The sequence below is a fragment of the Paenibacillus terrigena DSM 21567 genome (assembly GCF_000374845.1).
Taxonomy (GTDB): domain Bacteria; phylum Bacillota; class Bacilli; order Paenibacillales; family Paenibacillaceae; genus Paenibacillus_K; species Paenibacillus_K terrigena.
Window position 1 is genome coordinate 190,784 of record NZ_KB895413.1, and the last position, 16,566, is coordinate 207,349.

The following is a 16,566-nucleotide window of genomic DNA, read 5'->3' on the forward strand; positions in this document are numbered from 1 at the left end:
ATTCTACATGAGCGTATGGATTGCATTCTGGGCGGGGCTGGCTTCCTTTATCTCGCCCTGCTGTTTACCGCTATATCCTTCTTACATATCATTCATAACAGGTGTGTCCGTCAATCGTCTGAAGACAGAACAGAACACACGTGAAGTACGGATGCGCGTCATGTCGCATACGTTCTTTTTCGTATTAGGGTTTTCGGTTGTTTTTTATGCGCTAAGTTATGGTGCGAGTTTAGTAGGGGACTTATTTGTAGATTATAAAGATTTAATTCGTCAGATTTCCGCGATATTAATTCTAGTGATGGGGTTATTCCTCGTCGGATTATTCCAGCCGCAATTCCTGATGAAAGAACGGAAATTTCAGTTCAAATTTAAGCCGGCTGGTTATATTGGTTCCTTCGTATTCGGTATCGGATTCTCTGCGGGTTGGTCCCCGTGTGTAGGGCCGATTCTGACGGCGATCATTGGACTTGCTGCTACGGAACCAAATGCATGGCTGCGCCTGATTACAGCGTACACCATCGGTTTTGCCGTACCATTCTTTATATTTGCATTCTTCATCGGCTCGACGCGTTGGATTCTGAAGTATTCGAACCGTCTGATGAAGATCGGCGGCGTGATCATGATTTTGATGGCAATCCTCTTATTTACGGATCAGATGAGTCGAATTACGATCTGGCTGCAGTCCATTACGCCAAGTTGGTTGAAGTTCTAAAGTCGTGAATGTTCGGACAGACTTGCATTTGGTCCTGTAAAACATGTATCATATTGAAGTACAATTTATAATGTTGGAAAAGAGGGGAACCAATGCCTACACCGAGCATGGAGGACTATTTGGAGCGAATTTACAAACTGATTGACGAAAAGGGCTATGCACGGGTATCTGACATCGCAGAAGGTCTTGAAGTTCATCCCTCCTCAGTGACGAAAATGATTCAAAAGCTCGATAAAGATAATTACCTCATATATGAGAAATACCGTGGCTTGATCCTTACGAACAAAGGGAAGAAGATGGGAAAACGTCTCGTTGAACGTCATCATTTGTTGGAGGATTTCTTAACGATCATTGGTGTTCAGCATGAGAATATCTATACGGATGTCGAAGGGATTGAACATCACTTGAGCTGGGATTCGATTACTTGCATCGAGACATTGGTCGAATACTTCAAGCGTGATCCCGAGCGGTTACGTCATTTGCAAGAAATACATCACGAGTTGAATAACGAATCCTAATCGTAATGATATTGATTCGCACGCGTTAGAAGAAGCGTCCATTCCTTTCTGGAATGGGCGTTTTTTAGCTTTATTGATGATGAATTTAGTCATTTTCCCGCTTATCGCAACTTTGTGGGTTTTTTTGCTGTCTATTACATGGACGATTATAATAGAAAGATGACTAGAAACAGGAGGTAGAGAATGAAGTTTAGTAGAATGATTCTTGTTGCACTGATTATGTTACTTATGATCCCATCATGGACAGCTTTCGCTGCGGGTCAGACGAAAGAAATAGCCCTGTTCCTAAATGACCGACGCATCGCAACGGATGTGCCGCCTTACTTGACGCCGCGTACGAATGTGACGATGGTGCCTTTGCGTGTCATTAGCGAATCGCTTGGCGCGACGGTAGATTGGAAGGATAGAACGGCGACAATCTATCAGAACAATAATACGTTGATTTTACGAGAGAAGAATCGAGTTGCGAATGTAAATGGCAATGAGGTGAAGCTGGATGAAGCGGTAGCGATTCGAGATTCCCGCGTTCTCGTTCCACTGCGATTTGTAGCTGAGAATTTAGGCGTAACGGTCGTATGGGATGGCGTCACCCGTACCATTACGATGACTTCTTCAAATGATAATAATGATAATAATGATACATACCCGAATCAGGACTTACGTGGCGCTTGGGTGTCCACCGTTTATAATTTGGATTGGCCTTCGAAGGCAGGTCTTCAAGTTGAGCAGCAGAAGGCTGAGTTTACGAAATTGCTAGATGATCTGAAAGGGATGGGCATGAATGCAGTATTCGTACAGGTGCGTGCTGCATCAGACGCATTCTATCCATCGAAGCTTGTACCATGGTCCAAATATTTAACGGGGGTACAAGGGAAAGACCCTGGGTATGATCCACTTGCTTTTATGATCGAGGAGACACATGCGAGAGGAATGGAATTCCATGCATGGTTTAACCCGTTCCGGGTCAGTGTGGACAGCAAAATAGAGAGTCTCTCGGCTGACAATCCAGCGGTTCAGCATCCGGATTGGGTCGTGCGCCATCAAGGCAAGCTGATGTTCGATCCTGGTATCCCGGCAGCCCGTGAGCACATTCTTCAAGCGATCATGGAAGTTGTGAACAATTACGATATTGATGGCGTTCACTTGGATGATTATTTCTATCCTTACGGTCAGGATAAAGAGCCTTTCGCAGATGATGCAAGTTATGCAGCATATAATAATGGGCAATTCAACAATAAGGGTGATTGGCGCCGGGATAATGTGAATCAGTTCGTGCGAACCCTCGGTGAACAAATTCATCAAGCCAAACGTCATGTCAAATATGGAATCAGCCCATTTGGTGTGTGGCGTAACAGCAAGCTCGATCCAACAGGCTCAGCGACGAATGCAGGTGTGAATAGCTATGATGATCTATATGCCGACACAAGAGCATGGATTCAGAACGGTTGGATTGATTATATTGCCCCTCAAATCTATTGGAACAATGGGACGAAGGCTGCGCCATACGATAAGTTAGTGGATTGGTGGGTCAACGAGACGAAGGGTACCGGTGTCAAGCTCTATGTTGGCCACGCTGCCTATAAGTTAGGGACGACGGAAGCGGGATGGTCTAGCAGTAATACGATCATCGAACAGCTGGATTATAACCGTCAAAACGGCGGCGTTGAAGGAAGTCTATTCTTCCGAGCGAAGACCCTTCAATCGAATGTGCTTGGCATTGCAGATCGGTTACAAGCCTACTATTCTCGTTAACATAGTGACAACCACCTCCGGCATATACATAGAGTAGAAGACCTATGTCAGTTGCCACGGAGGGGGTGGGCGGATGCTAGTGAATGCGGTGTTTGAAGGCGGCGGAGTCAGAGGGATTTCGCTGGCAGGGGCGGTGCGTGCAGCCGAGGATCATGGGGTGACCTTTCATCGAGTAGCAGGTTCATCGTCAGGTTCGATCGTAGCCTCATTAATCGCAGCGGGGTATACAGCAGAGGAGATGCGTGAGATCATCATGAGCACACCCTTCACCTCCTTTTTGAAGCGCGCCCCTATCTTTAATATCAAAGTTATTGGACCGATTACACGTGTTTTGTTGAAAAAAGGGTTATATTCGGGTGAAGCCCTGGAGACCTGGATTCGGAAACTGCTGCTGAAGAAAAATATTAGAACCTTCGGAGACATTGCCCCAGAAAAGCTTCGTATTATTGCTTCAGATATCTCTAATGGCAGGCTGCTGGTGCTCCCGGACGATATTGAGCTCTATGGTATTGATCCGAACAAGTTCGAAATCGCCAAGGCGGTTCGGATGAGCACCAGCATTCCTTATTTTTTCGACCCAGTCATGATCCGGAGTTGGAACGTACAAGGCGGTTCTAAGCCATTCTCCAAGCAGTTTTCTTACATCGTGGATGGCGGGTTGCTCAGTAATTTCCCACTCTGGTTATTCGAGAAAGATCGTAATCCAAGAACCAAGCAGTTGATTCCGACCATTGGATTTCAGATGGTGGGGAAGCAAGATCAACAGCCGCATTCGATTAGAGGGCCATTTACGATGTTCGAAGCAATGTTCGAGACGATGATGTCTGCGCATGATGAACGGTATATCGAACAGCATAATCGATATCGGACCATTAAGATTCCTACGCTCGGTATCCGAAATACGCAATTTGAGATTTCGACGGAGCAAAGTACTAGTTTATATGATTCAGGCTTACTTGCGGGAACGCAATTTTTTGAACGATGGACCTATGAAGGGTATGAGGTTCAATTTAAGAAGTTCCAAGCGGAAATGTCGTGGAAGAAATGAAAAAAAGAAGCTCCTTGTCTGCTGCATGCAGATGAGGAGCTTTCTTTGAGTTTAGTGGAACCGAGGAATGTTATCATCACCGTCATCTTTACCTTTGGATCCTTCAATCACGCGGAAAGGAACGGTCTTACGTTTTGGTTTATGCGACTTCGCATACTTCGCTTCTGTCCGCTGAGATACCTTAATCTTCGGTGCTTTCCGATAGCGTCCTGGCGGGAATTTCAGGAGCAGGAACACAATTCCGAATACGATTACGGGTATGAGCAGCCTGTATTCGCCTTTGGCAATAGAATACACTACGCCGAGCGCCGCTAAAGCCATGATGACAATAAAGGAAATTCGATGCCGATTCACCATACTACATCATCCTCTCGAAATGAATTACCCTTTAGAGATTTGCTGATCAAGCTCTCTCATTCGATTGAAGGAAGCGATTGATACTTCGACTTGGTCATCTGTCGGTTCTTTTGTCGTTAACAGCTGCAGCCATAGGCCCGGATAACCGAGGTATCTGAGCACTGGCGTGTCACGAAGCATGTTCGTGAAGCGGAGCGCTTCATACGATACACCAAGTACGACTGGCAGGAGCAGGAGACGTTGAATGATTCGTTCGGTTAAATTATCCCAGTTGAAGAAGGAATAGATTATAACACCAATAATGACCGATAAAATAATGAAACTGCTTCCGCAACGGTAGTGCAGCGTGTTGAAACGTTGGACGTTGGCAACCGTCAGTTCTAGACCTGCTTCATGGGCGCTGATCACTTTGTGTTCTGCACCATGGTACTGGAACAGCCGCTTCACTGGCGGCGTAAGGGAGATCGCCCACAAATAAATTAAGAGTAAAATGATTTTGATAATGCCTTCAATAAGGTTGTGTAATATTTTATTATCGAATGCTTTTCCAAAGAGCAGATTTTCAATAAAAACTGGAACTAAAGTTAGAACAACTTTTCCAAAGATGAATGCAATGATACCTGCGACTGCAACCCCGACGATCATCGCCAAGTTAAACCCGGAATTCTCCTTTTCCTTGAGCTTGGCCTTCTCTTCCGGATCATCCACTTCGTCTTCGGCATACATCTCGGCAGAGAAGTTCAAATGCTGCGAGCCCTTTGCACTGGAATCAACGATCCCCACGATACCACGGATAAAGGGGACTCTCTTAAGGGCGCTGACCCAAGGTTTATCATTTTTCGGTACTTCATAAAATGTTATTTCGTTATTCTTGCGCCGAACCGCTGTCACATTGACATTTTTACCGCCAAACATGACGCCTTCGAGCACAGCTTGTCCACCGTATACAGCGGCTTTCTGGTTATTCGACAACGAGTTCACCTTCCTTAGTATATTCAAATCGTACAAGTCGTGATCATCATCACACTACAATAACGGATTCCTTCCTATTGTAACGAATTTAACGTTGAAATTCCACTTGTTTACGATTCCAGCAATTGCACATACTAGCGAACATATAAATGATGAAGGGAAGTTGAATGCAGATGTTGCAACATGAAGAGCAGACGAGATCAACATTGACGAATCCGTTGCGGTTTGCCATCCAAATCGGTTTTTTTGCTGGATTGATCTGGGGCGGCATTAGGTGGGTGTTTTACATATTTCAATTCACGACCATTACCCCAGGTTATTTGGCCGAGCCGTTCTATAAGCATTCGTATTTGATGACCATGCGTGGTCAAATGGTGGGATGGGTCTATTTCATCCTATTGTCGATCCTAGCAACCATGATTTATACTTTCTGCTTGCGCAAATTGAAAGGCCCATGGCCTGGAATTGGCTATGGGATTGTCTGGTGGGTGATTCTTTATGGTTTTATTGGTCCTATGATGCATATGATGCCCATGCTTACAAAATTAAGCAGGACGACGATTTTAACGGAGTTTTGTCTGTTTTTGATATGGGGGCTATTTATTGGATATACGGTAGCCGTGGAATACACGGATGAACGAGGAAGAGAACCGGGTCATGCGAAGAAAGGTCAGGATCACCAAAACGTAGGTCATAACCCTCAACCTGAAGGAGCAACGAATTCGTAAGAGACTGCTTCTCAAATTACCCCGACCTATGGTAAAATATCGTGTGGTACACGTTCCACATTGTACATAAGACGGGTGATGAAATCGGATGCAAAAAATACTTGTACTCAATGGTCCTAATCTGAATATGCTCGGAATTCGAGAACCAGGCGTGTACGGTTCGGTAACATTGAAGGATATTGAATCCATGCTGCGCTCGCAAGCGGAATCGCTTGGACTAGCTGTGGATTTCTTTCAATCGAATCATGAAGGTGCGCTGATTGACCGTATCCAAGAAGCTTATCAACAGGTTGATGGGATTCTGATTAATCCCGGGGCGCTTACGCATTACAGTTATGCGCTTCGTGATGCCATTAGCGGTGTAGCCATTCCAACGGTTGAGGTTCATATGTCGAATATCCATAAGCGGGAAGAGTTTCGGCACGTGTCTGTTACTGCACCCGTCGTCATTGGACAGATTGCCGGATTCGGTGCTGTAAGTTACGAATTAGGCCTACTCGCACTCTATCGTCATTTATCTGCATAAGAGGTAGTTCAAAACGTCATCATTTGATCACGAAGTCATTCAAGAAGCATAATCAACATCGAATCTTGCGATCACCTTCGAAGTTCGGTACTCATTTAGGTTTCGCCTAAACTCCGTTCCTCCTTCTTCAGGTTCTCGCAACCTTCTCGGTGCTGAAATGCCGACTTTTGAACACACATTAAAGACAGATCATTGGCATTTCAATTTGGGATGAAAAGAGGATGGAACAATTGGACAATAAACGCGTAGTTCAGCTTCGACAAGCGATGCAAGCTGCTCAATTAGAAGCAATTCTAATTACGAACGAATATAATCGCCGTTATTTAACGGGGTTTACAGGAAGTTCCGGGTATGTCTTGATCACACGGGATAAAGCCTACTTCTTAACGGATTTCAGATATGTAGAGCAAGCGAACAACCAAGTGCAGGGCTATGATATTGTTCAGCACAAGGCGGTCGTCATGGATAGCGTTCGCGAATTGTTAGGCGGACAAGTGAAACGTCTTGGATTCGAACAAGCTCATGTGTCCTATGGGACGTATACGAAGTATGCGGAGCAACTCGCAGGGATTGAACTAATCCCGACATCAGACCTTGTTGAGGATATCCGTAATTTCAAAGATGAGGAAGAACTCGCGATTATGCAAGAGGCTTGCGATTTGGCCGACCTTACGTTCGCGCATATTCTTCCGATGATCAAACCGGGTGTTACTGAAGAGTCACTTGCGCTAGAGATGGAAATGTTCATGCGTAAGAACGGTGCGACATCTTCTTCCTTTGACACGATCGTAGCTTCTGGGGAACGCTCTGCGCTTCCGCATGGCGTAGCGAGTCCGCGTGTGATTCAAGGGAATGAATTGATTACGTTCGATTTCGGCGCGCTGTACAAAGGGTATTGCTCGGATCTTACGCGTACAGTCGCTCTAGGAACACCGTCTGCGAAGCATCGCGAAATTTATGATATCGTTCTTGAGGCACAGCTCCATGCGGTCGAGAACATCCGACCTGGGATGACTGGCAGTGAGGCAGATGCCTTGACGAGAGATATCATTACACGGTATGGTTATGGTGAATATTTTGGCCATAGTACCGGACACGGCCTTGGAATGGAGGTTCATGAATCGATCCGCGTTGCCAAGGGCAGTGATATGGTTTTAAAACCCGGGATGGTCGTTACTGTAGAGCCAGGCATTTATTTGCCAGGTATCGGCGGTGTACGCATCGAGGATGACATTGTCATCACGGAGACTGGGATTAAAATATTAACTCATTCGAAGAAAGACTATCTACAATTAGATATGTAAGAATGGGCTAGGCAGGATACGAATTTTAGGAGGAATTTTTAGTGATTTCAGTAAATGATTTTAAGACAGGACTTACCGTAGAAGTAGAAGGCGATATTTTCACAGTCATTGACTTCCAACACGTTAAACCAGGTAAAGGTGCGGCTTTCGTTCGCTCGAAATTGAAAAACCTTCGCAACGGCAATACGGTTGAGCGCACATTCCGTGCAGGCGAGACGATTGGTCGCGCACAAATCGATAACCGTGAAGTTCAATACTTATACAACAGTGGTACAGAATATACATTCATGGATAATGAGACTTATGATCAATTCAGCTTGACTGCAGATCAGTTGGAATGGGAATTGAACTTCTTGCTTGAGAACATGAATGTAAAAATCGTTAGCTACAAAGGTGAAATCCTCGGGATTAACATGCCGACAACGGTTGAGCTTAAAGTCGCTGAGACAGAGCCAGGCGTTAAAGGGAACACCGCACAAGGAGCAACGAAGAATGCGAAGCTGGAGACAGGTCATAACGTTCAAGTGCCTCTATTTATCAATGAAGGCGATGTCCTTATCATCGATACACGTGAAGGTAAATACAGCTCCCGCGCATAAGGAATATATACAACAAACCCCTTTCAGCACCGATGGTGTCGAAAGGGGTTTGTTGTATAACTACCTCTATATGTAGGGGATATAGAGACCTGAATGAAGTTTAGCACTCGGGGTCCTTAGAACAAGGAAAGTGCTAGTGTATCCGATTCGCGCTTCGAATGAAGAATGGCTTCACAACCGATAATTTCAATACTAATTAACGTATCCAAGCATTTTTTAATCGCTTTTTTTCCGGTTTTCATTTTGGAATCAAGGGCAGTTAATAATGCAGTTAGTGTTTTTTTATTCATCGATGTGTAGAATACAGGAATTGTTTTATTCTGAAAGTTGATAAGTTGTTTTGTCATAGGAGACACCTCCGAAATGATAAAGTTATTGAACTTATGACCCTATTGTACAGGGCGAACATTAAAACTATCTTAAAATTCTGTTAAAAGTATGTGAGAAATTACGAAAATATCGCGTTTTTCTTGTTTTTTTCCACAACACGGAAGGAATATGTTATAATATTCAAAATTATTATACAGTTGTTCAATAGGGAGTGAGACAACATTGGCTTTATTCGTCATGAAATTTGGGGGTAGCTCTGTTGGAGACACGGAGCGAATGAAGCGCGTTGCTAGACGAATTGTAGAGAAAAAAGAAGCTGGAAACCGCTGTGTCATTGTTGTATCTGCCATGGGAGACACCACGGATGATCTGATCGATCAATCCAAATTGCTTAATCCGAATCCACCTGCGCGTGAGATGGATATGTTGCTCACGACCGGAGAACAGATCTCAGTCGCGCTATTGTCAATGGCGATCCATCAGTTAGGTCATGAAGCCATTTCTTTTACTGGATGGCAAGCTGGCTTCCGGACAGAGGCTGTACACGGAAAAGCACGGATTACAGATATTCAACCCGAACGTATCGATGCAGCATTAAATGAAGGAAAGATTGTAGTCGTGGCAGGGTTCCAAGGCATGTCCGATGAGGGTGAGATTACGACCTTTGGACGCGGCGGATCAGATACGACGGCCGTTGCGCTGGCAGCAGCGATCAAGGCTGATGTATGTGAGATTTATACGGATGTGAACGGAATTTACTCGACAGATCCACGAGTTGTCAATTGCGCTCGTAAATTGGATGAGATTTCGTATGATGAAATGCTCGAATTAGCGAATCTTGGCGCAGCGGTACTTCACCCGCGTGCTGTTGAATATGCGAAGCATAATAATGTATGTCTAGTGGTTAGATCAAGCTTTACTGATAATGAGGGTACGGTCGTTAAGGAGGAGACAGTCATGGAACAGGGCGTAGTGGTAAGCGGAATCGCATTTGATAAGAACGTGGCAAGAATTAGTATTCTTGGCGTACCGGATTTGCCGGGGGTATTGGCACAAGTATTTACAGCACTTGCGAATGCAGGCGTTAACGTAGATATTATTGTACAGAGTGGTGTTCAGAACGGAACGGCAGATTTCTCCTTTACGGTAAACTTGACGGATTGCGAACAAGCGATCGAAGTCATCCGTGGTATTCGTGAGGAAGTTCCTTATGATCATGTCACATCGGAGACGAATCTGGTGAAGGTATCGATCGTTGGTGCAGGAATGGTCAGCAACCCAGGGGTAGCAGCGAAAATGTTCGAAGTGATCTCCCAGCAAGGGGTAAGCATCAAGATGGTAAGTACATCCGAGATCAAGACGTCTTGCGTGATCGATAGCGAGAAATTGCATGAGATCGTACGCGCGTTGCACACAGCTTATGGTCTTGACACAGCAGAACAGGCCGTTGTTGGCGGCCCGCAAGTTCGTCGCTAATATTATAAATTTATAAAAAGCCGCTAGCGGCTTATCAGCACCGAGAAGGTTGCGAGAAGCCGAAGAAGGAGAAGCGGAGTTTAGGCAAAACCTAAATGAGCACCGGACTTCGAACTTGAACGCAAGATTCGACGTCGAGTCAGCATCCCTGAAATACATCGTGATCATAAGCCGCCGCTCTAGAGGATGCGGTTGAGGATGATCTGGATGAGCTTCATAATGACCGCAGTAAGTCCCGCAGCCATTAAGGGACCTACAGGTATTCCTTTGAAGAACGTAATACCGATAATTGAACCAAGTACTAGACCCACAATGATTTGTGGGTCTATTTTTAATGTTTCAAGCCCTTTGGCGTTCATAATGGTCGCAATTGCACCGCCCGCGATGGCGACGAGGCCTGGCCAAGATGTGATTGTAGCCCAGACATCTTTAGTTGCAATGCGCCCAGATACGAAAGGGACAAGTACGCCCATCGTGAGAAATAGCAGCCCAAGCTCCAGACCCCGACGTTCAATTGTCGGCAAATAGCGGTCCAGATGGACCAGCTTCACGATCAAGAGCAGGCAGGCTGCTGTTGTTATAATAGATGAGCGGCTAATTAAGCCGATGATAATAAGCACAACCATAATGATTTCGCCGTTCATCGTAACGCCCCTGTCCCACTTGGATTTCATAGAGTAAGTGTATGAACAGCAGCTTGTTTTAGAACTATTACCCGTAGGAAGAGACTACCTGAATAATAGTGGCGAATTCTGCGCGAATGGCTTCATCGCTGCTGGTTGACCCGAGATGTAAGGAACAAGCGGAACGGAGTTCACCCCAGCACAGTACTCGACATCCTCAGCGAACCCAATCTTCGTCAATCTTCGCCCGCCTGCGCAATGCATCAGGGCTTGCAGAATGCGATCTTCATGTTGGATATATGCACTATGCATGGCTAATCCGAAATCGTTCACTTGAATCACGGCATCCAAATCACTCTGTTTCATAAGTTCGTCAATGATCAATCCTGCACAGAGACCGTCTTCCAGAGCGAATACATCTTGTGCGCCTGCACAGAGAAGGACAATATCTTTACGCAGCTGCAAAGCAACATTTGCGCAGGCGGAAGCATTGATGAGCGCACCCGCTAGAATATGCGACGCTTTGTGTGATTTCTGGATGCCTCGGGTACCATTGGTTGTGGTGAGAATGACTCTCTTATCTAGAATTTCTTCCGTCATGTATTCATAAGGTGAATTCCCCGCATGAAATCCAGCGATTCTTCGACAGAATCGCTCACCTCCGAGAATGTCGCCCGTTTGTTGACAAGATCTTGCTTGCTGAACCGTCTCTACAGGCAGAACCTCGCTCGCGCCATGTGCTAATGCGGTAATAATCGTACTCGTCGCGCGTAGAACGTCAATGACGATCGCTGTTTTATGAATAAAATCATCCGATCTCGCCTCGTTAACACTGGCGATCACATCTACCTGCATGATTTTTCACTCCTAAATAAGTTAAATACTATAATCGTAGGATTGATGTAGAAGCTCGAACGTGTCGGATCGCAGTCCCCGTCTCAGCGCTTCAAGCGACATAACCTCTTGCGGAGGGATGTTGCCGAGGTTGACTTTTGGACCCAATTGCTGAATGAGATAGAGCTGTTGGCTCTTCAGCGGTGCTTCCCACAATACCCAGTCCATATTGGGTATATGCAGCAGCGTCCGTTCGAATTCCTCTTCTTTACAATCACCCTGCTCATTATAAATACCTACACCCATCCCGGACTCCCGTCCCTCAATGGTAATTAACTCCGAGCCGTGATCATGATCTTCATAGATTGTATTTAACAGCTCGGTATAATCAATGCTCTGGCCTGTTAATTTCTTCCCATATTCTGAGAACACATGAAGTCCTTGATCGATTCCACGCTCAATCAGTTCCGTTCGGAGCTGACGTGAGATATCGATTGTACCGTCGGAGACTTCTACCCCTGTAAATCCCAAATCCACGATCGTATCAAAGAAAGAAGATACGACACCCTGCTGTACGGCAACTTCAAGAAAAGTTCCACCCGGAATAAGACAAATGCCGTACTTTTTGGCTAACTCGGCTTTTTGTCGAATAATCTCAACAGGATACAACGGCGATGTTCCGAAACCAAGCTTGAGGATATCGATATAACCACCGACGGTGTGCATCAAATCTTCGAATGCTCGCGGCCCAAGCCCCTTATCAATCACCATTGTTTTGCCTGTTGTTCTAGGTTTTTGCATACGTACATTGGAGGGATCCGCTAGACGGGGATGCCAACACGGACTAGTTATGACTTCCATATTCAACGCTCCTTCATGTTGCCTGAATGAATTCATGCAAGCAATATATGCGACTTCTCCTAGTCAGGTGCCTATTCCAATCTTAATTTCGACATGAACGAGTTGACCTATTTGAAGACAAGCGTGCATACATTAAATGAAATCGAAGGAAGGGGGTGTATGGAATGCTGAATAAGATTGTACTCAGTATGGCAACGCTTCGCATGATTTCAGGATCTCTCGAGATTATCGCAGCATTGCTGATGCTTCGATTTAATCAAGTGGAGAAAGCATTGATCGTGAATAGTTCGCTTGCATTAGTCGGACCGCTCGTCTTAATTACAACCACCACGATTGGATTTGTTGGGGTCGCGGAGAAGCTCTCGTGGGATAAGATCGGTTGGGTACTGCTCGGCATTAGCTTCATTCTTTTTGGAATCTTCAAAAAATAGGACGAGATTAGGCATAAAAGCTTCGAACAAGCATACATATGTGGTAAACGCTAGGACAACTATGGGGGTTCTTTCGATGAAAAGTACAACGTGGGTATCCATATTTCCAAGTAGTATTCAGGAGTTGTTGAGCAAATTGCCTGAGCCCATCCTTGATCGCATTGAAGAAGTTCGCGTGCGACAGGAACGCCCCTTGGAACTGAATTATGCAGGGCAATTCCATTACGTAAGCCGGCGCGGGGTGTTAACGGATGTACCACATGAGGGATACAGACCAACAAGAGAGGATGGCAATCGGCTGCTCGATTTCATCACGAACCATTCTTTGTACACGATGGAAGAGGAACTTCGTAAGGGATACATCACAATTCAAGGCGGCCATCGGATTGGACTTGCCGGACGAGCCGTACTCACGAAGGGACATGTCGATCACTTACGCGATATTACAAGCTTCAATATTCGGATAGCCCGTGAAATGCAGGGTGTTGGAGATTCTATTATTCCCTACTTACTCGATTTTCGGCACCAGACGGTCAATCACACGTTGATCGTATCGCCGCCTCAACATGGAAAGACGACCCTGATTCGTGATTTGGCTCGGCTCATGAGTACTGGCCAGTGGAGACATCCAGAAGCGAAATGGAAGGGATTGAAGGTAGGCGTTGTCGATGAACGTTCCGAGATTGCAGGTTGTATGAAAGGTGTACCAAGCTTTGATGTCGGCCCGAGAACAGATGTGCTGGATGGTTGCCCGAAAGCCGAAGGGATGATGATGATGATTCGCTCGATGTCACCAGATGTCATGCTCGTCGATGAGATTGGCCGCCCTGAAGATGCAGAGGCCATTCGTGAAGCACTCCATGCAGGGATTCGAGTCATTGCAACCGCACACGGCGGAGAACTCGAGGATGTGCTCCGCAGACCGGTTCTGAACAAGCTGATGTCGGACGAACTCTTCCAGTCTTACGTTGTACTCAGACGTTCTGGTCGAGGGATGAGCAGACGCTTCTATGATGCTAGACGAAGACTTCTGCACCCCGATGGACTAGCTATGAAGGGCGGCGGGATGGATGGTTAAATTAATCGGTGCTGTTTTGGTGATCGTATCAGGAACTTTATTCGGCTTCTATCAAGCGGCACAATTCGCGAACCGACCGAAACAAATTCGAGCCTTCATCTTGGCACTTCAGCGATTGGAGACGGAAATCCTGTACGGCTTCACACCGCTAGCGGATGCACTGGGTAAAATAGGGCAGCAGCTCACAGATCCGTTGAAGTCGATTTTTACAGAAGCCGCGAGGCGGTTAACGGATCATCGGTCGAGCGTCACTGCCCAAGAGAGTTGGCAGTTCGCCGTTGAAGAACAGTGGAAACACACTGCGATGAAACAGAGTGAGAAGAATATCATCTATCAGTTCGGCTTCACCCTTGGAACAAGTGATAGGAACGACCAAATTAAGCATATACGCCTTGCCATCAATCAATTGCAGCATGAAGAAGCAGCGGCACAGAATGAACAAGGTCGTTATGAGAAAATGTGCAGAAGCCTCGGACTTCTCGCCGGTGCATTAATCGTTATTTTGATCTACTAACAATCTACTTCCACCTGCATAAGAGAGAAGTAGATTTGGAGAGGTGCCAAAGGGATGAACATAGATGTAGGCGCAATTTTTCAAATTGCAGGAATCGGCATCATCATTGCAATGATTCATACAGTGTTGAAGCAAATGGGCAAAGAGGATATGGCACATTGGGTGACGGTCATCGGCTTCGTCGTCGTATTGTTCATGGTCGTTCGGCTCCTCAATGATTTATTTCAAGAGATTAAGACGATCTTTCTCTTTCAGTAGGTGATGAGATGGAAATGATTCAAATGGTCGGCCTTGGACTGATCGCTACGGTACTCGTTCTTATCGTAAGAGAGCAGAAACCGATGTTCGCTTTTCTAATCACCACCTTCACAGGTATCGCGATTTTCTTGTTCCTAATCGGGAAGATTGAAGCGGTCATTCAAGTGCTGGAAGACTTGGCCCTACGCTCGGGAATCCAACTTGTGTACTTGAAGACGATTCTTAAGATTATCGGAATCGCTTATATCGCTGAATTCGGAGCGCAGATCGTGAAAGATGCGGGGCAAGAGAGTATTGCGAGTAAGATCGAGCTTGCTGGAAAAGTGCTGATCATGGTGCTCGCGATTCCCATTATTAGCATCATCATCGAGACGGTCATTCAATTGCTGCCGGCCTAAATGAAATGGAGATGGAACCATGATCCGAAGAATTGAAGATCATACAAAGCTACGCATGGTGTTAATCTTCATGTTCTGCTTCTTCATTAGTTGGACCACGCACTTGGTTGCAGCTGCGCCGATGGATGGGTTGGTTCAGAGCCAAGCCAAAGATTTGCCGACGGGTGAAATCGAGCAATATTGGGACAAATTGATGAATCAGTATGGTGGGTTTTTTCCAGATCAGCAGTCGCCTAGCTTCATGGACATGCTTCTACCTGAAGGGAAAGGATTTAGTCTGAAATATGCGTTCCAAGGCCTGTTGAAATTCCTGCTCCATGAAGTCATCTACAATGGCAAGCTGCTTGTTACCATCGTGGTCCTTACCGTATTCAGTATGATTCTCGAGACGCTGCAGACCGCATTTGAACGAAATGCAGTGAGTAAGGTCGCTTATTCCATTTCGTACATGATCATTGTCATCATCGCGATTAATAGCTTTAATGTCGCGATTGGATATGCGAAAGAAGCAATCGAGAGCATGATTCACTTCATGATGGCCATGATTCCATTACTATTCACACTGCTCGCCTCCATGGGGAATGTTGTAACGGTATCTGTCATGCATCCACTGATTATATTCATGATTAACACGGTTGGAACCATGATCTATGCGGTGGTCTTCCCGTTATTATTCTTCTCAGCTGTCTTGCACATCGTTAGTACATTGTCTGATAAGTACAAAGTCACCCATCTAGCGAATTTGCTTCGCAACGTTAGTGTAGGCTTACTCGGGATTCTGCTTACCGTATTTCTTGGAGTCATCTCCGTACAAGGCTTTACAGGCGCAGCGGCTGATGGCGTTACGATCCGAACAGCCAAATATATTACAGGCAACTTCGTACCCGTCGTCGGCAAAATGTTCTCGGATGCCGCTGATACCGTAATCTCTGCTTCCCTGCTGGTGAAGAATGCGATTGGCCTGGTGGGTGTGATTATCATCTTGTTCCTCTGCGCATTCCCAGCGCTCAAAATATTAACGCTTGCGCTGATCTACAACATATCAGGTGCCGTGATGCAGCCGCTAGGAGATAGTCCGATCGTAACCTGCTTGCAGACGATTGGGAAAAGCATGATCTACGTCTTCGCGGCGCTGGCAGCGGTCGGTCTCATGTTCTTCCTAGCGATCACCATCATGCTGACGGCAGCGAATGTGACGGTGATGATGCGATGAAGCGAGAGCGATTGCCTCAAGGGAGCGATGATCC

21 protein-coding genes are annotated in these 16,566 nt (G+C 45.8%); 15 read left to right on the forward strand and 6 right to left on the reverse strand.

Annotation, left to right across the window (positions count from 1 at the left end):
- Positions 1-7: 7 nt before the first annotated feature.
- From C558_RS0104810 to C558_RS0104825, 4 genes are all read left to right on the forward strand, one after another.
- On the forward strand, positions 8-712 hold the full coding sequence (locus C558_RS0104810; protein WP_018755103.1) for a cytochrome c biogenesis CcdA family protein: 705 nt from the start codon (positions 8-10) through the stop codon (positions 710-712).
- A 92-nt stretch (positions 713-804) separates the two neighbouring features.
- Positions 805-1,230: a transcriptional regulator MntR gene (gene mntR, locus C558_RS0104815; RefSeq protein ID WP_018755104.1), complete on the forward strand. Its 426-nt coding sequence runs from the start codon at positions 805-807 to the stop codon at positions 1,228-1,230.
- A gap of 183 nt (positions 1,231-1,413) precedes the next feature.
- Positions 1,414-2,982: a family 10 glycosylhydrolase gene (locus tag C558_RS0104820; RefSeq protein WP_018755105.1), complete on the forward strand. Its 1,569-nt coding sequence runs from the start codon at positions 1,414-1,416 to the stop codon at positions 2,980-2,982.
- 73 nt (positions 2,983-3,055) lie between these two features.
- On the forward strand, positions 3,056-4,030 hold the full coding sequence (locus tag C558_RS0104825; RefSeq protein ID WP_018755106.1) for a patatin-like phospholipase family protein: 975 nt from the start codon (positions 3,056-3,058) through the stop codon (positions 4,028-4,030).
- Positions 4,031-4,081: 51 nt separating this feature from the next.
- Here C558_RS0104825 and C558_RS0104830 read toward each other — a convergent pair whose 3' ends face one another.
- Positions 4,082-4,387, reverse strand: coding sequence for a hypothetical protein (locus C558_RS0104830; protein ID WP_018755107.1), 306 nt, complete (start codon positions 4,385-4,387; stop codon positions 4,082-4,084).
- 24 nt (positions 4,388-4,411) lie between these two features.
- Entirely contained in the window at positions 4,412-5,359 is a 948-nt protein-coding gene (locus C558_RS0104835) for a DUF1385 domain-containing protein (protein WP_018755108.1), read from the reverse strand.
- Positions 5,360-5,532: 173 nt separating this feature from the next.
- Here C558_RS0104835 and C558_RS0104840 point away from each other — a divergent pair, with 173 nt between their 5' ends.
- The 4 genes from C558_RS0104840 to efp all read left to right on the forward strand — a co-directional run bounded on the left by C558_RS0104840 (position 5,533) and on the right by efp (position 8,516).
- The gene (locus C558_RS0104840; RefSeq protein WP_156826022.1) at positions 5,533-6,087 is read left to right on the forward strand and encodes a YqhR family membrane protein; all 555 of its coding nucleotides are present in this window, start codon (positions 5,533-5,535) and stop codon (positions 6,085-6,087) included.
- An 88-nt stretch (positions 6,088-6,175) separates the two neighbouring features.
- A complete protein-coding gene (gene aroQ, locus C558_RS0104845) occupies positions 6,176-6,613 on the forward strand; it encodes a type II 3-dehydroquinate dehydratase (protein ID WP_018755110.1) in 438 nt (145 codons plus the stop codon).
- Between the two features lie 230 nt (positions 6,614-6,843).
- The gene (locus C558_RS0104850; RefSeq protein WP_026263727.1) at positions 6,844-7,917 is read left to right on the forward strand and encodes a M24 family metallopeptidase; all 1,074 of its coding nucleotides are present in this window, start codon (positions 6,844-6,846) and stop codon (positions 7,915-7,917) included.
- Between the two features lie 41 nt (positions 7,918-7,958).
- The gene (efp, locus tag C558_RS0104855; RefSeq protein WP_018755112.1) at positions 7,959-8,516 is read left to right on the forward strand and encodes an elongation factor P; all 558 of its coding nucleotides are present in this window, start codon (positions 7,959-7,961) and stop codon (positions 8,514-8,516) included.
- Between the two features lie 116 nt (positions 8,517-8,632).
- Here the strand turns inward: efp and C558_RS0104860 are convergent, their stop codons facing one another.
- Positions 8,633-8,863, reverse strand: coding sequence for a hypothetical protein (locus C558_RS0104860; RefSeq protein ID WP_018755113.1), 231 nt, complete (start codon positions 8,861-8,863; stop codon positions 8,633-8,635).
- A gap of 205 nt (positions 8,864-9,068) precedes the next feature.
- Between C558_RS0104860 and C558_RS0104865 the strand changes: the two genes are divergently transcribed.
- Positions 9,069-10,322, forward strand: coding sequence for an aspartate kinase (locus C558_RS0104865; RefSeq protein ID WP_018755114.1), 1,254 nt, complete (start codon positions 9,069-9,071; stop codon positions 10,320-10,322).
- 179 nt (positions 10,323-10,501) lie between these two features.
- On the opposite strand, the gene C558_RS0104870 is transcribed toward C558_RS0104865, so the two are convergent.
- The 3 genes from C558_RS0104870 to comA all read right to left on the reverse strand — a co-directional run bounded on the left by C558_RS0104870 (position 10,502) and on the right by comA (position 12,640).
- On the reverse strand, positions 10,502-10,966 hold the full coding sequence (locus C558_RS0104870) for a DUF441 domain-containing protein (protein WP_018755115.1): 465 nt from the start codon (positions 10,964-10,966) through the stop codon (positions 10,502-10,504).
- Between the two features lie 84 nt (positions 10,967-11,050).
- A complete protein-coding gene (locus C558_RS0104875; protein WP_018755116.1) occupies positions 11,051-11,800 on the reverse strand; it encodes a 2-phosphosulfolactate phosphatase in 750 nt (249 codons plus the stop codon).
- A 21-nt stretch (positions 11,801-11,821) separates the two neighbouring features.
- Positions 11,822-12,640, reverse strand: a complete 819-nt coding sequence (gene comA, locus C558_RS0104880) for a phosphosulfolactate synthase (RefSeq protein ID WP_018755117.1) — start codon at positions 12,638-12,640, stop codon at positions 11,822-11,824.
- A 164-nt stretch (positions 12,641-12,804) separates the two neighbouring features.
- Between comA and C558_RS0104885 the strand changes: the two genes are divergently transcribed.
- The 6 genes from C558_RS0104885 (at position 12,805) to spoIIIAE (ending at position 16,532) form a co-directional block, all read left to right on the forward strand.
- Complete coding sequence (locus tag C558_RS0104885) at positions 12,805-13,071, forward strand: YqhV family protein (RefSeq protein WP_018755118.1); 267 nt, start codon at positions 12,805-12,807, stop codon at positions 13,069-13,071.
- 76 nt (positions 13,072-13,147) lie between these two features.
- Positions 13,148-14,149: a stage III sporulation protein AA gene (spoIIIAA, locus tag C558_RS0104890; RefSeq protein WP_018755119.1), complete on the forward strand. Its 1,002-nt coding sequence runs from the start codon at positions 13,148-13,150 to the stop codon at positions 14,147-14,149.
- Positions 14,142-14,663 (forward strand): stage III sporulation protein SpoIIIAB, encoded by a 522-nt coding sequence (gene spoIIIAB, locus C558_RS0104895; RefSeq protein ID WP_018755120.1) that lies wholly within the window; start codon positions 14,142-14,144, stop codon positions 14,661-14,663. The genes spoIIIAA and spoIIIAB overlap by 8 nt, the downstream gene beginning before the upstream one ends.
- Positions 14,664-14,717: 54 nt before the next feature.
- Positions 14,718-14,921, forward strand: coding sequence for a stage III sporulation protein AC (gene spoIIIAC / locus C558_RS0104900; protein WP_018755121.1), 204 nt, complete (start codon positions 14,718-14,720; stop codon positions 14,919-14,921).
- A gap of 8 nt (positions 14,922-14,929) precedes the next feature.
- Positions 14,930-15,319: a stage III sporulation protein AD gene (gene spoIIIAD / locus C558_RS0104905; protein WP_026263728.1), complete on the forward strand. Its 390-nt coding sequence runs from the start codon at positions 14,930-14,932 to the stop codon at positions 15,317-15,319.
- Between the two features lie 19 nt (positions 15,320-15,338).
- Positions 15,339-16,532 carry a stage III sporulation protein AE gene (gene spoIIIAE / locus C558_RS0104910; protein WP_018755123.1) on the forward strand — a complete coding sequence of 398 codons (1,194 nt, stop codon included), beginning with the start codon at positions 15,339-15,341 and terminating at the stop codon, positions 16,530-16,532.
- Positions 16,533-16,566 lie beyond the last annotated feature (34 nt).

Bases quoted from the DNA above. Each gene is read 5' to 3' on its own strand.
- spoIIIAA (WP_018755119.1), top strand. From the start codon at position 13,148: ATGAAAAGTACAACGTGGGTATCCATATTTCCAAGTAGTATTCAGGAG.
- C558_RS0104840 (WP_156826022.1), top strand. From the start codon at position 5,533: ATGTTGCAACATGAAGAGCAGACGAGATCAACATTGACGAATCCGTTG.
- C558_RS0104830 (WP_018755107.1), bottom strand. From the start codon at position 4,387: ATGGTGAATCGGCATCGAATTTCCTTTATTGTCATCATGGCTTTAGCG.
- mntR (WP_018755104.1), top strand. From the start codon at position 805: ATGCCTACACCGAGCATGGAGGACTATTTGGAGCGAATTTACAAACTG.
- aroQ (WP_018755110.1), top strand. From the start codon at position 6,176: ATGCAAAAAATACTTGTACTCAATGGTCCTAATCTGAATATGCTCGGA.
- C558_RS0104885 (WP_018755118.1), top strand. From the start codon at position 12,805: ATGCTGAATAAGATTGTACTCAGTATGGCAACGCTTCGCATGATTTCA.
- spoIIIAB (WP_018755120.1), top strand. From the start codon at position 14,142: ATGGTTAAATTAATCGGTGCTGTTTTGGTGATCGTATCAGGAACTTTA.
- spoIIIAD (WP_026263728.1), top strand. From the start codon at position 14,930: ATGGAAATGATTCAAATGGTCGGCCTTGGACTGATCGCTACGGTACTC.
- C558_RS0104860 (WP_018755113.1), bottom strand. From the start codon at position 8,863: ATGACAAAACAACTTATCAACTTTCAGAATAAAACAATTCCTGTATTC.
- C558_RS0104870 (WP_018755115.1), bottom strand. From the start codon at position 10,966: ATGAACGGCGAAATCATTATGGTTGTGCTTATTATCATCGGCTTAATT.
- spoIIIAC (WP_018755121.1), top strand. From the start codon at position 14,718: ATGAACATAGATGTAGGCGCAATTTTTCAAATTGCAGGAATCGGCATC.
- C558_RS0104825 (WP_018755106.1), top strand. From the start codon at position 3,056: ATGCTAGTGAATGCGGTGTTTGAAGGCGGCGGAGTCAGAGGGATTTCG.
- comA (WP_018755117.1), bottom strand. From the start codon at position 12,640: ATGGAAGTCATAACTAGTCCGTGTTGGCATCCCCGTCTAGCGGATCCC.
- C558_RS0104875 (WP_018755116.1), bottom strand. From the start codon at position 11,800: ATGCAGGTAGATGTGATCGCCAGTGTTAACGAGGCGAGATCGGATGAT.
- C558_RS0104820 (WP_018755105.1), top strand. From the start codon at position 1,414: ATGAAGTTTAGTAGAATGATTCTTGTTGCACTGATTATGTTACTTATG.
- C558_RS0104810 (WP_018755103.1), top strand. From the start codon at position 8: ATGAGCGTATGGATTGCATTCTGGGCGGGGCTGGCTTCCTTTATCTCG.
- spoIIIAE (WP_018755123.1), top strand. From the start codon at position 15,339: ATGATCCGAAGAATTGAAGATCATACAAAGCTACGCATGGTGTTAATC.